This window comes from Bradyrhizobium genosp. L, from assembly GCF_015624485.1.
GTDB lineage: Bacteria > Pseudomonadota > Alphaproteobacteria > Rhizobiales > Xanthobacteraceae > Bradyrhizobium.
Genome location: NZ_CP061378.1, coordinates 2,338,879 through 2,352,562 on the forward strand (window position 1 = coordinate 2,338,879; position 13,684 = coordinate 2,352,562).

12 protein-coding genes are annotated in these 13,684 nt (G+C 65.4%); 2 read left to right on the top strand and 10 right to left on the bottom strand.

Annotation, left to right across the window (positions count from 1 at the left end):
* Positions 1–83: 83 nt before the first annotated feature.
* From IC762_RS10815 to IC762_RS10860, 10 genes are all read right to left on the bottom strand, one after another.
* Positions 84–1,595: an ABC transporter substrate-binding protein gene (locus tag IC762_RS10815; protein WP_195788783.1), complete on the bottom strand. Its 1,512-nt coding sequence runs from the start codon at positions 1,593–1,595 to the stop codon at positions 84–86.
* A 20-nt stretch (positions 1,596–1,615) separates the two neighbouring features.
* Entirely contained in the window at positions 1,616–2,713 is a 1,098-nt protein-coding gene (locus IC762_RS10820) for an ABC transporter ATP-binding protein (protein ID WP_195788784.1), read from the bottom strand.
* Positions 2,714–2,882: 169 nt separating this feature from the next.
* Positions 2,883–3,872, bottom strand: coding sequence for an ABC transporter ATP-binding protein (locus IC762_RS10825; protein ID WP_195788785.1), 990 nt, complete (start codon positions 3,870–3,872; stop codon positions 2,883–2,885).
* Positions 3,869–4,579 carry a DUF1028 domain-containing protein gene (locus IC762_RS10830; protein ID WP_195788786.1) on the bottom strand — a complete coding sequence of 237 codons (711 nt, stop codon included), beginning with the start codon at positions 4,577–4,579 and terminating at the stop codon, positions 3,869–3,871. Before IC762_RS10830 ends, IC762_RS10825 begins: the two co-directional genes overlap by 4 nt.
* 110 nt (positions 4,580–4,689) lie before the next feature.
* Entirely contained in the window at positions 4,690–6,495 is a 1,806-nt protein-coding gene (locus IC762_RS10835) for a gamma-glutamyltransferase family protein (RefSeq protein ID WP_195788787.1), read from the bottom strand.
* A 101-nt stretch (positions 6,496–6,596) separates the two neighbouring features.
* On the bottom strand, positions 6,597–7,592 hold the full coding sequence (locus IC762_RS10840; RefSeq protein ID WP_195788788.1) for an ABC transporter ATP-binding protein: 996 nt from the start codon (positions 7,590–7,592) through the stop codon (positions 6,597–6,599).
* Positions 7,589–8,569: an ABC transporter ATP-binding protein gene (locus tag IC762_RS10845; protein ID WP_195788789.1), complete on the bottom strand. Its 981-nt coding sequence runs from the start codon at positions 8,567–8,569 to the stop codon at positions 7,589–7,591. The genes IC762_RS10840 and IC762_RS10845 overlap by 4 nt, the downstream gene beginning before the upstream one ends.
* Positions 8,566–9,528: an ABC transporter permease gene (locus IC762_RS10850; protein WP_195788790.1), complete on the bottom strand. Its 963-nt coding sequence runs from the start codon at positions 9,526–9,528 to the stop codon at positions 8,566–8,568. The genes IC762_RS10845 and IC762_RS10850 overlap by 4 nt, the downstream gene beginning before the upstream one ends.
* 10 nt (positions 9,529–9,538) lie before the next feature.
* The gene (locus IC762_RS10855; protein ID WP_195788791.1) at positions 9,539–10,519 is read right to left on the bottom strand and encodes an ABC transporter permease; all 981 of its coding nucleotides are present in this window, start codon (positions 10,517–10,519) and stop codon (positions 9,539–9,541) included.
* 104 nt (positions 10,520–10,623) lie between these two features.
* Positions 10,624–12,222, bottom strand: coding sequence for an ABC transporter substrate-binding protein (locus IC762_RS10860; protein WP_195788792.1), 1,599 nt, complete (start codon positions 12,220–12,222; stop codon positions 10,624–10,626).
* A gap of 368 nt (positions 12,223–12,590) precedes the next feature.
* On the opposite strand from IC762_RS10860, the gene IC762_RS10865 reads away from it, so the two are divergent.
* Positions 12,591–12,845 carry a DUF6489 family protein gene (locus IC762_RS10865; RefSeq protein ID WP_195788793.1) on the top strand — a complete coding sequence of 85 codons (255 nt, stop codon included), beginning with the start codon at positions 12,591–12,593 and terminating at the stop codon, positions 12,843–12,845.
* Positions 12,846–12,853: 8 nt separating this feature from the next.
* Positions 12,854–13,645, top strand: a complete 792-nt coding sequence (locus tag IC762_RS10870) for an alpha/beta fold hydrolase (RefSeq protein ID WP_195790085.1) — start codon at positions 12,854–12,856, stop codon at positions 13,643–13,645.
* The last annotated feature ends 39 nt before the right edge of the window (positions 13,646–13,684 follow it).

Below are 13,684 nucleotides of genomic sequence, written 5' to 3' on the forward strand. Positions count from 1 at the left end.
GGACGCGGCGCTGGATCCCGGATCAGCGTTGCACCGCTTGCGCGCTGCAAGGCATCCGGGACACGAGAGCGTGCCCATCGCCATCATTTCAGCTTCAGTCCGATCACGCGCACCAGCCCGTCGGGCATCTGCTTGTAACCTTCGAGCTTCTTGGTGTGGGCGATCAGGATCGTGCGGTGCAGGAGGTAGAGGATCGGATCGTCGTTCAGCACCATCTTGGTCAGCTTCTCGTAGATCGCCTTGCGCTGCGCCGGATCGGTCACCAGACGGGCGTCTTCCATCGCCTTGTCGGCCTCCGGATTGGAATAGCCGCCGTCGTTCTGCGGCGCCTTGCTATGCAGGAAGATGTAGGAGTTGCCGTCGGGATCGATCCGTCCGCTCCAGGGAATCTGGAACAGCTGGAACTCGCCGGCTTGCGCCTGCTTGAACGAGGTGGCGAATTCGATCACCCGGATCTTCAGGTCAAAGCCGGCCTCGGCGGCCATCGACTGCACGACTTGCGCGACCGCTTCGTTCTCCGCGCCCTTGGTCACCATGAAGTCGACCGATATCGGCGGCGTGACGCCGGCCTCCTTCAGCAGCGCCTTGGCCTTGACGATGTCGCGCGGCCGGATCGGGAAGGCTTTCTGGTAGTAGGGATGCTGCGGGCTGACCCATTGATTGCCCGGCGTGAACTCGCCGTTGAACACGACCTCGTTGATGGCCTGCCGGTCGATCGACAGGTCGAGCGCCTGGCGCACCTTCTCCGACTGGCTGAGCGGCCCCTTGTTCTTGTCGTTGCCGATGTTGATGGTGAGGCCCCAGTAGCCGAGTTCGGGCGCCGTCGAGAGCACCAGATTGGGATCGGCGCGCACCGCCTTGATGTCGGTCGCCAGCACGCGCTCGATCAGGTCGAGCCCGCCGGACTTCAGATTGGCGAGCCGCACCGTGGCATCGACGATCGGCAGATAGACGATCTTGTCGATGAAGACCTTGTCCTTGTTCCAGTAGTCGGCGAACTTCTCGAACACCATGCGGTCCTGCTGCACGCGCTCGACGAATTTGTACGGCCCGGCGCAGACCGGGTGCAGACCGAACTTGTCGCCCTCCTCCTTCGCCGCCTTCGGCGATATCATCATGCCGGCGCGGTCGGTGAGCTGGGCGATCAGGGGCGAGTAGGGCGTCTTCAGCACCAGCTTGATAGTGAGGGGGTCGACCACCTCGACGTGATCGACGCTCGCGAGCTCCGATTTGCGGAATGAGGTCGGCAGCGTCATGTGCCGGTCCAGCGAGAATTTCGCCGCTTCCGCATCGAACGGTTCGCCGTCCTGGAATTTGACGCCGGGGCGGAGCTTGATCGTCACGTCCTTGCCGTCGGCGGACGTCTCGTGCGACAGCGCAAGCTGCGGCACGATGTTGAGCTTGTCGTCGATGTCGAACAGCTTGTCGCAGAACGCCGCGAACACGATGCGGCCGACATAGGTGCGGGCGGTCGAGGGATCGAGGATATCGGGGTCCTCGGCGAGGCCGATCCGCAGCGTGGTCTCGGCGCGCGCGGCCGTTCCGCACCACGCCACGAGGGCCGCCATCAGGACCGCCCAGCGCCAGATTCTCATCGCCAACCCCTTCGTGTTCGTTACGTCCTAGCCTCGTCTGGACCAACCCCGATCCGCCCGACAGCTTCCGCTGATTTGAAGGCGGCGACCAGTTTTTCCAATGTCGGCGAGAAGCCGCCGTCGGATGGAACGATCGCCTCCGCCGGCGGCAGCTCCGCCGCCCGGTGGCAGGCCGTTGCATGTCCGATGCCAGCTTCAACGAGCTGCGGTATCTCGCTGCGGCAGCGTTCGATTGTGTAGGGACAGCGGGTGTGAAACCGGCAGCCGCTGGGTGGATCGAGCGCGCTCGGCATCTCTCCCTGCAGCACAATGCGGCTGCGCTTTGCCTGCGGCTTGGGCACGGGGATCGCGGACAGCAGCGCGCGGCTGTAGGGATGGCGCGGGCCGGCGAACAATGTCTCGGCGTCGGCGGTCTCGACGATGGTGCCGAGATTCATCACGGCGACGCGGTCCGCAATGTGTTTGACCACCGCGAGATCGTGCGAAACGAAGATGTAGGCGAGCTTGAGCCGGTCCTGCAGATCGCGCAGCAGATTGAGGATCTGGGATCGGATCGAGACATCGAGCGCGGACACCGGCTCGTCGCAGATGATCAGCTTCGGCTCGACCGCGAGCGCTCGCGCGATCGCGATGCGCTGGCGCTGGCCGCCGGAGAATTCATGCGGATAGCGGCGCGCGAAGCGCGGCTCGAGCCCGACCAGACGCAACAGCTCCTCGACCCGCTCGCGGCGGCGCGGCGGCGGCACGAGATCGTGCAGCGCCAGCGGCTCGGTCAGGATCTGGTTCACCGTCATGCGCGGGTTGAGCGAGGCGTAAGGATCCTGGAAAATGAGCTGCGCATCGCGGCGGAAGGCGCGCAATTGCCCGGCGTCGAGCGCGCCGAGATCGCGACCCTCGAAGCGGACGGTCCCGGCATCGGGCTCGATCAGCCGCAGCACCAGCCGGCTGACGGTGGACTTGCCGCAGCCGGATTCGCCGACCAGCGCCAGCGTCTTGCCGGCCTCGACCGTGAAGCTGACGCCGTCGACCGCCTTCACATGGGCGGTCGGGCGGCCGAACACCGAGCGCGCGGCGACGAAATGCTTGACCAGCCCTTCGACCTCGAGCAGCGCGGTCATCAGCGTTGCTCCCGCCTCTCGTGTCCCGGGCGCAGTGCAACGCGCAGTGTTGCACTGCTGAACCGGGACCCATGCTCCGCCATGGTCGGCCCCGGTTCAGCGGTGCACCACTGCGCTGCGCTTGTGCTGCGCCGCGCCCGGGGCACGAGAGTTGTGCGTATGGCCGCGGTCATGACACCAGCCGTTCCAGCGGCGCGCGGATGCAGCGCGAGGCGTGGGTTGCGCTCAACCTCGCGAGCGGCGGCGGCGTCTCGGTGCAGGCGTCCTCGACAAAGGGACACCGCGCGGCGAAGCGGCAGCCGGCCGGCGGATTTGCCATGTTCGGCACCATGCCCTCGATGGTCGCAAGGTGGCTGGTGCGGCGGTCGAGCCGCGGGATCGAGCCGAGCAGGCCGATCGTGTAGGGATGCTGCGGGTTGGCAAACAGCTCGTCGACCGGTGCGCGCTCGACGATCTCGCCGGCATACATCACCGCGACCTCGTCGCAGACTTCGGCGACGACGCCAAGATCATGCGTGATCAGGATGATCGCGGCGCCGCTGGCGGCCTTCAGCTCGCGCATCAAATCGAGGATCTGCGCCTGCAAGGTGACGTCGAGCGCGGTGGTCGGCTCGTCGGCGATCAGAAGCTGGGGGTCGCAAGCCAGCGCCATCGCGATCATCACGCGCTGGCGCATGCCGCCGGAGAGCTTGTGCGGATATTCGTCGACGCGCCTGTCGGGCGAGGGGATGTGGACGCGTCGCAGCAGCTCGACGGCGCGGTCGCGCGCCTGCCGCCGCGGGCCGCCGCGGTGGCGCAGTATCGTCTCGGTGATCTGGTCGCCGATGGTGAAGCTCGGATTGAGCGAGGTCATCGGCTCCTGGAAGATCATCGCCAGGCGATTGCCGCGCAAATCGCGCAGCGTCTGGTCCGGCACGTCGAGCAGGTCGAACCCGTCGAAGCGGATCGCGCCGGAGACGGTGGCCGATTGCTTCGGCAACAGCCCCATGATCGCGAGCGAGGTCACGCTCTTGCCGCAGCCGGATTCACCGACCAGTCCGAGCGTCGCGCCTTTGGCGACGCTGAGATCGACGCGGTCGACGGCGTGTGTGGTGCGGCCGTCGTCGCCCTGGAAAGTGACGCGCAGGTCCTCGATTTCGATCAGCGGGCCTGCCGTCATTTCTTGCTCGCGGTCGCGGCTGCGATGCCGGATTCGATCGCGGCACGATCGGTAACGCCGGCCGGATCGCCCCGGGTCGGCAGGAATGTTCGAAACGGCACCCAATGCTCGCGGCTGACGGCTTCCAGCCGCTCCAGTTCGCGCAGTGGGTCGGCGTGGTCGTCGACCCGCAGGTCGAGCAGCGGCCAGTCCTCCATGCCATGGATCAGGAGTGCCGCTGATTGCTTGCCGCGCTTGTCGCCGCCGGCGGCTTCACCGGCGAACATCGCCTTGATCAGCCGCTGCGCGAACGGCAATGTCTCATGCGCGGCATAGACCCTTGCGGTCTCGTCGAGCACGGCCGGGCCGACCAGCATGTTGCCGGCGATCGAAAGGCCGTCGCCCGCGATATGGCCGAACCAGTCGACACACTCCTTGCCTGAATGCGCGGCGATGCGGCCGCGGGCATCCATGGCGTGAACCTGCCGGCTTTCGCGGCCGCTATCGGCTAAGAGCAGGACTTTGATGACGTCATGCGGACTGCCACCGCCGCGCAGCAGCCTGAGGCCGTCGACGCCGTAATAGGGATTGACCAGCGCCTGCGTTGCCACCGCGCCGATGCCCGGTGCGATATGCGGGACGAGCGCGCCGACGGCAAAGAACCGCGTCGCAACGGCGATGCCGAGCTGGCCGGTAGCGCTGTCGCGGGCGATGATCGACCAGGTCATCCGTCGTCCTTAAAGCGCGATGAGATTAGGCTGAATCGTCATCGCGCTTTAGCTCCTTCTTTGAGCATGATCTTTTCGGAAAACCGCTTCACACTTTTCCGGATCATGCTCTAGCGCCCAGCGGCGTAGCCCTGCATGCCGCGCGGGTTGGCGGCAGCGCGGCGACGGGGACCGACCTTCGAGGCCGCGGTGAGGCGGCCCTCGGACCAATCGGGGCCGATCTCCACCACATGGCCGCGGCGCTTCAATTCGTCGATAGCAGGCTTCGGCACCCGGTTTTCCAGCACCAGCACGCCGGGGCGCGCGGTGCGCGGCCAGAACGAGATCGGGAAATGCTCGGAGTGCCAGGCCGGCGCGTCGATCGCCTCCTGCAAATTCATCTTGGCGTGGACGTGGCGCAGGAAGAACTGCGTGATCCACTGGTCCTGCTGGTCGCCGCCGGGCGAACCCCAGGAGAGATACGGCTCGCCGTCGCGTAGCGCCATGGTCGGCGACAGCGTGGTGCGCGGGCGCTTGCCCGGCGCCAGCGCGGCCGGATGATTTTCTTCCAGCCAGAACATCTGCGCGCGGCTGCCGAGGCAGAAGCCGAGCTCGGGGATGACAGGCGAGGATTGCAGCCAGCCGCCGGACGGCGTCGCCGAGATCATGTTGCCGGCCTTGTCGATGATGTCGAAATGCACGGTGTCGCCGCGCACCTCGCCGAAGCGGCCGACCGTCGGCTCGCCGGCGCCCATGGCGCCGACCGCCTCGCGATGGCCTTCGGCGCGGCGCAGCTTGACGACCGCGCCGAAACCTTCGACCGAGCCGGGAACGAAGTCGAGCGAGGCCTTGTCCTTCGCGATCAGCTTGCGGCGTTCGTCGTTATAGGAATCCGACAACAGCGTCTCGATCGGGATGTCGGTGAATTTGGGATCGCCGTAGAAGGTCTCGCGGTCGGCATAAGCGAGCTTGGCCGCCTCGATCTGAAGGTGGATGAAGTCGGGACCCGTGGGATCGAGCCCGTCGAGATCAAAACCCTTGAGCAGCGCGAGCTGCTGCAACATCACCGGGCCCTGGCTCCAGACGCCGGCCTTCTGCACGGTGTAGCGGCCGTAGTCGTAGGTGAGCGGCGCCTCTGTTGTCGGCTGCCAGCGTGCCATGTCGTCGGCCGACAGCACGCCGCGATGCGGCGAGCCGGAGACGTCCATCACCTCCTGGGTGCGGCAGAATTTGTCGATCGCTTCGGCGACAAATCCCTTCGACCACGCCTGACGCGCGCGCTCGATCTGCGCGACGCGATCGCTGCCCGCGCTCTCGGCCTCATTCAGGATGCGGGTGTAGGTCTCGGCAAGTTTCTTGTTGGTGAAGATGGTGCCCGGCTTCGGCACCTCGCCGTTCGGCAGGTACACATCGGCCGACGTGGTCCAATAGTTGCGGAACAATTTTTCGACGGTCTGGATCGTGGCGCAGGCGCGCTCGACCAACGGATAACCGTCGCGGGCGTAGGCGATCGCGGGCTCGAGCACGTCGCGCAGCTTCAACGTGCCGTAGTCGCGCAGCAGCAGCATCCAGGATTCGAAGGTGCCGGGCACGCAGGCCGCGAGCAGGCCGGTGCCAGGCACCATCTCGAGGCCCTCGCTGCGATAATGCGCGATGGTTGCCTTCGCCGGCGCCGGGCCCTGGCCGCAGATCACCTCGGTCTTGCCGCGTTTCATGTCGTGCACGATGATGGGCACGTCGCCGCCCGGGCCGTTCAGATGCGGCTCGACCACTTGCAGCGTGAAGGCGGCCGCAACGCCGGCGTCAAAGGCGTTGCCGCCTTTCTCCAGGATCCCCATGCCGACCGCGGTCGCGATCCAGTGCGTCGATGTGACGACGCCGAAGGTGCCTTCGATTTCAGGCCGGGTCGTGAACGGATCGGGGTTGATGTTGCTCATGCGGCTTCACCATTTCATTGCGTCTTGCGGCGCGCGCACTTGATCACAGGCACGCTGGTATGCCAACCGTCCGGTTGACATGGCCGCTCCCATCCGCGTGATCATGCCGGAACGGCTGCGGCCGGATTGTTGACGGCGTGGCAGGCGACGCCGTCGATCAGCTTCGGCGCCTTCTGGCGGCATAAATCGAAGGCCAGCGGACAGCGCGGGTTGAACGCGCAGCCCGGCGGCGGATCGATCGGGTTGGGGATCTCGCCCTTGACCGGAATCCGCTGCCGGCCGGACATCGCGAGATCGGGAACCGCACCGAGCAGCATCTTCGTGTAGGGCATCCGCGGATCGTGGAACAGTTTGCGGCCTTCCGCGATCTCGACGATGCGGCCGAGATACATCACGCCGATCCGGCTCGCCATGTGGCGGACGACGGCGAGATTGTGGCTGATGAAGAGATAGGTGAGGCCGAATTTGTCCTGCAGGTCGCGCATCAGGTTGAGAATCTGCGCTTGCACCGAGACGTCGAGCGCCGAGGTCGGCTCATCGCAGACGATGAACTCGGCTTCCGATGCGAGCGCGCGGGCGATCGCGATGCGCTGGCGCTGGCCGCCGGAGAATTCGTGCGGGAATTTCAACCCGTCGTCGGGATGCAGGCCGACCAGCGTGAGCAATTCGCCGACCCGGGCCTTGATGTCGCGTTCGCCCTGGATCAGGTCGAAGGCGCGGATTGGCTCGGCGACGATGGCATCGACGCGGAAGCGCGGATTGAGGCTCGCATAGGGGTCCTGGAAGATCATCTGGATGCGGCGGCGCAGCTTGCGGCGTGCCTGCGCCTGCCGCGGGTCGGTCATCGAAACGCCGTCGATGACGACTTCGCCGGAGCTCGGCGGCAACAGCCCGACCACCATGCGCGCCACCGTGGTCTTGCCGGAGCCGGATTCGCCGACCAGCGCAAAGGTCTCGCCGCGCTTGACGTCGAACGAGACGCCGTCGACCGCCTTGAGGAATTCGGGATGGCCGCCTTCCAGCACGCGGTTGAGCCACGGCTTCGAGACGTCGAAAACGCGCCGCAGTTTCTTCACTTCGATCAGGGTCGCGCTCATGCCGCGGTCTCCGCCGGCTCGAACAGATGGCAGGCGACGGACTGCGTGCCCTGGCGGATCGGTTCGGGGCGCTCGACGCGGCAGCGGTCCAACGCGAAGGCGCAGCGCGGATTGAACGGGCAGCCCGGCGGGATCGCCGACAGCCGCGGCATCGAACCGGGGATCTGGACCAGGCGCTTGTCCTCGCCCGCAAGCGTCGGGATCGCGCCCATCAGGCCCTTCGCGTACGGATGCAGCGGATTGCGCACCACCTCCTGCACCGGGCCGATCTCGGCAATGCGGCCGGAATACATCACCGCGACGCGGTCGCAGGTCTCGGCGATCACGCCCATGTCGTGGGTGACCAGCATGACGGCCGTGCCGTGGTCGCGGCCGAGCCGCTTGATCAGCGCGATGATCTGCGCCTGCACGGAGACGTCGAGCGCGGTGGTCGGCTCGTCGGCGATGATCAATTCGGGCTCAGCGCAGATCGCGAGCGCGATGACGACGCGCTGGCGCATGCCGCCGGAGAATTCGTGCGGATAGCCGTCGATGCGCTTTTCCGGCGCGGGGATGCCGACTTCGGCGAGCAGGTCGATGGCGCGTTTTCGCGCGGCGGTTTCGCTGAGGCTGGTGTGAGTGCGGATGGTCTCGACGATCTGGTCGCCGATCCGGTACAGCGGGTTGAGGCTGGTCAGCGGATCCTGGAAGATCATGCCGATCCGTTTGCCCCTGATGCGGCGAATCTCCTCCGGCGGCAGATGGTCGATCCGCGTCCCCGACAGCTCGATCTCGCCGGCGGAAATGCGGCCGGGCGGATCGATCAGGCCGATCACGGCAAGGCCCGTGACCGACTTGCCGGCGCCGGATTCACCGACCACGCCCAGCACCTCGCCCTTGGCAATGTCGAACGATACGCCGTTGATGGCGCGCAGGATCGCGCGGCGGGTGACGAATTCCACCTCGAGATTGCGCACGGAGAGGACGGGCTTGCTCATCGGAGTTTTGGATTCAGCGCGTCGCGCAGCCAGTCGCCGAGCAGGTTGATGGAAAGGATCAGGCCCGCCAGCGCAATGCCCGGAAAGGCGACGATCCACCATTCGCCGGCGAACAGATAATTGTTGCCGATCCGGATCAGGGTGCCGAGCGAGGGCATGGTGTCGGGTAGGCCGACGCCGAGAAAGGACAGCGTCGCCTCGGTGATGATGGCAAGCGCAAGATTGATGGTGGCAATGACCAGGATTGGGCCCATCGTGTTCGGCAGCACATGCCGCAGCATGATCTTCGGCGCGGGCAGGCCGATCAGCTGGGCGGCTGCCACATAGTCCTTGTTTTTCTCGACCATGACCGAGCCGCGCACCGTCCGGGCATAGCCCACCCAGAAACTGAGGCCGATCGAGATCACCAGCACCCCCAGCATGCTCCATTCGTCCAACCGGTTGCCGAGCATCGACTTGGCGATGCCATTGACCAGCAGCGCGATCAGGATCGCGGGGAAGGTGAGCTGGACGTCGGCAATCCGCATGATCACGCTGTCGACCGCACCGCCGAAATAGCCCGCGATCAGCCCGAGCGCGATGCCAAGCGCGCCGGCGAAGACCACGCCGGCCACGCCGACGGCGAGCGAGATGCGCAAGCCATAGAGGATGGCGGAGAACACGTCGCGACCTTGCTCGTCAGTGCCGAGCAGGAACGGGCTCTGGCCATCGGCGGTCCACAATGGCGGGATCCGCGAGTTGATCAGCTGCAGCTGCGACGGATCGAACGGGTTCTGCACCGCCAGCCACGAAGCAAAGATCGCGAGCAGGAAGAACAGCACCGTGATCGCGGCAGCCACCATGGTCAGCTTGGAGCGGCGGAACGAGTAGAAGACATCACTGTCGAGCGCACGCCTGAACCAGCCGATGGGCGCTCGTGGCTGGTCTTCGGCGCGATGGGGGACGACGGCGTCGGACATGGTCAGGTCCTCACGCCGCGCGGCCGACGGTCGACCGCAGCCGCGGATCGACGACGGTGTAGAGGATATCGACCACGAGATTGATGGTGACGAAGATCAGCGAGACCATCAGGAGATACGCGGCCATGATCGGGATATCGACATTCTGCACGGCCTGCACGAACAGAAGCCCCATGCCCGGCCACTGGAACACGGTTTCGGTGATGATCGAGAAAGCAATAACCGAGCCAAATTGCAGGCCGGCTACGGTGATGACCGGAACCAGCGTGTTCTTCAGCGCGTGGCCGAAATGGATCGCGCGCGTGGTCAGGCCGCGGGCGCGGGCGAAGCGGATATAGTCGGTGCGCAGCACTTCCAGCATTTCGGCGCGCACCAGCCGCATGATCAGGGTCATCTGGAACAGCCCGAGCGTGACCGCCGGCATGATGATCGCTTTCCAGCCGGAGACAGTGAGCAGCCCGGTCGACCACCAGCCGAGCTTCACCACCTCGCCACGGCCAAACGAGGGCAGCCAGCCCAAGGTCACCGCGAACAGGTAGATCAAGAGGATGCCGATCAGGAAGGTCGGCAGCGAAATGCCGATCAGCGATACCGCCTGGAATAATCTGGCGAGGATGGTGTCACGCCGCAGCGCCGAATAAACCCCCATCAGGATGCCACACACCATCGCAAAGATCGTGGCGACGATCGCGAGCTCCAGCGTCGCCGGCATCCGCTCGGCGAGCAGCGAGGAGACCGGCAGGCGGAATTGATAGGAGACGCCGAACTTGAATTGCAGCGCATTGATGAAGTAGCGGCCGAACTGCACCAGCACGGGATCGTCGAGGCCGAGCGATTGCCGGATCGAGGCGCGCTCCGCAGCCGAGGTGTCGATCGAGACGATCTGGCTGACCGGATCGCCGGCGAAACGGAACATGGCGAACGCGATGACGCCCACGGCGACCATGACGCCGATCGCCTGCAGCACGCGACGAAGAGTGAAAGCGAGCATCTCTACCTTTCACTGCATTTCAGCTTCGGTGCGCGACGTTGCGCAGCCGGGAAAACGCGAGGTCCCGGAAGCAGGGCTTCCGGGACCCAATTCGCAGCGACCACTTACTCACCCTGTTTGGTCGCCCAGTAGAGCAGCACCTGGTTGTCGGCGCGCTGGACCAGCTTGACCTTTTTCGACACGCCCCACACCAGCGGTTGCTGGTGCAGCGGAATGTAGCCGTAGTCCTTGATCACGATGTCGTAGGCCTGCTTGATCAGCTGGTCGCGCTTGGCGGTGTCGCTCTCGACCAGGACCTTGTCGGTGAGCGCGTCGACTTCCTTGTTGCAATAGCCGCCGAGATTGGCCTCGCCGCGGGTCGAATCCTTCGGATCGTCGCGGCAGCCGAGGATGTCGTGCAGCACGTTGTGCGAGTCAGACGTCGCGGGCGTCCAGCCCAGCATGAAGAACGAGGTCTGGTAGCCGCCGGGCTTCAGCACCTTGGCGAAATACTGCGCCTTCGGCTGCGCCAAGAGGTTCACCTTGACGCCGATGCGGGCCAGCATGCCGACCACCGCCTGGCAGATCGCGGCGTCGTTGACGTAGCGGTCGTTCGGGCAGTCCATGGTGACTTCGAAGCCGTTCGGATAGCCGGCCTCGGTGAGCAGCTTCTTGGCGGCGTCCGGATCGGCCTTTGGCCGGACGAAGTCCTTCGACAGCGGATAGAGCTCGGGCGCGATCATCAGCGCCGAGGGCGTCGACATGCCGCGCATGACCCGGGTCTTGATCAGGTCGACGTCGATCGCCTTGTAAAAGGCTTCGCGGACCTTGATGTCCTTGAACGGATTCTTGCCCTTGACGTTGGAATAGAGCAGCTCGTCGCGCGTCACATCCATCCCGATGAAGATGGTGCGGATCTCAGGCGCGGTCATGACGGTGGCGACGCCGCTCGAATTGACGCGCTGGATGTCCTGCAGCGGAACCGGCTCGATGACGTCGACCTCGCCCGAGAGCAGCGCGGCGACGCGGGTGGCGTCAGAGCCGATCGAGGTGAAGATGATCTCCTTCAGATTATGCTCGGGCTTGCGCCAATAGCCCGGAAACACCTTGAACACCGTCTTCACGCCGGGCTGATGGCTCTCGATCGTGAAGGGACCGGTGCCGTTCTCGTGCAGCGCCGCGTAGCTCGGCGTGGTTGCGGAGGCCGGCGTCGGTGCGACGGCGTTGTTCTCCTCGCACCACTTCTTGTCCATGATGTACCAGCTATCCCATTGCGAGGTCAGGATGGGATTGGGCGAATCCAGCGTCACGTCGACGGTGTAGTCGTCGACCTTGGTGAACTTGGCGTCGGCCGGGACGTTGCTGAGGAAGTTGGAGCCCTTGGCGCGGACGCGATCGGCGGAGAACAGCACGTCGTCGGCGGTGAAGGGATCGCCATTATGGAATTTGACGCCCTTGCGCAGGTGGAAGCGCCATTTGGTCGGGCTCAGATTCTCCCAGCTTTCCGCCAGCGCCGGGATGATCTTCAGGTCCTTGTCGCGCGCGGTCAGGCCTTCATAGACATGCGCGTGGTGCGCGATCGTGGTGGTTTCCTTCAGCGTATAGGGATCCAGCGATTTGAGCTCGCCCTGGTTGGCGTAACGCAAGGTTTGGGCGGATGCCGGCAACGCAAAGGCAACCAACGCGGCGGCCGTCGCCGCAAACGAACTCCAACGTACCGACATATATCGTGTCCCCGTTATTGTTGGCCGGTCACGCTCCGGCGCATTTTACCGGCCATGTTGCCAGAGTTTGCTGCCCGCGCAAGCGCGATTTCCCAAAGGGTTAATCGGTCCGCGCGCGGTGCAGCGCAACTGGATCGAGGATAGGCGTTCGGCCGGAGCGCGTGACATTCAACTTTCGGACTGCCGCGTCGGGCGGCCGCCGTGAAGCCCATCGCGCGATTCCGGGCCGTCTGCGGCCGAACGGGTTTGGTTGACCATAACGGATGATTGAGGCCGACTGAACTCCGGGCAGGGTCGGGGTCGCTTGCGTTGCTCGCCCTGTCGCGGTGATACTGTCGGGCGGGTCAGGCGCATTTGAGGAGGCGGATATGAAGGTCAACGTCGAGATAGATTGCACGCCCCTCGAAGCGCGGCAGTTCTTCGGCCTGCCGGACGTGGCGCCGATGCAGAACGCGGTCATGGACAAGCTGCAGCAGCAGATGCTGTCGAACATCGAGAAGGTCTCGCCCGAAGCCCTGATGCAGAGCTGGTTCACCTTCGATCCCAAGCTCGCCGAACGCTTCCAGGACATGTTCGTGACGATGGCCGGGCTCGGCGGCATGGGCAAGAAGGGCGGGAAATAGTGGCCGATATGGACGGGAGCGCCGATGGCAGCGGGCGCAGGCTGCGTCCGCCCGGCCTGTTCCTGATGCTGGCCGAAGCGCGCGGCGTGTTCGAGCTCAATTCGAGCCTGCTGCTGTCGCCGCTCCTGATGCAGGCGCCGAAGGGTGACGGCCATCCGGTGCTCGCACTGCCGGGCTTTCTGGCCAGCGATCTCTCGATGGCGCCGATGCGGCGCTACCTGAAGCAGCTCGGCTACGACGCCTATGCCTGGAACATGGGCCGCAATTTCGGCGGCATCGCCTCCAGGCGCGATGCGCTGCGCGACCTCCTGAAGCGGGTCCACCAGGCATCCGGGCGCAAGGTCTCGATCGTCGGCTGGAGCCTCGGCGGCGTCTATGCCCGCGACCTCGCGGTGCAGATGCCGGATCTGGTGCGCTCCGTCATCACGCTCGGCAGCCCGTTTGCCGACGATATCCGCGCCACCAACGCGACGCGGCTCTATGAGATACTGTCCGGCGAGGGCGTCGACGATATCCCCGAGGTCCGCGCGGCGATCGCCGGCGACATGCCGGTGCCGGCGACCTCGATCTATTCCCGCACCGACGGCATCGTGAACTGGCGGACCACCCAGTTGCGGCCCTCGGCCACCGCGGAGAACATCGAGGTGCATTTCGCCAGTCATATCGGCCTCGGCGTCAATCCCGCAGCGCTGTGGGCGATCGCCGACCGCCTGGCGCAGCCGGAGGGCGAATTCCGGCATTTTGAACGGTCGGGCCCCTTTGCCATTGCCTACGGGCCGGCAGAGCAGGCACTATCCTAGCGAACGACGAGAAGCGCCGCCAAGGCGCCCGCGTGAGTT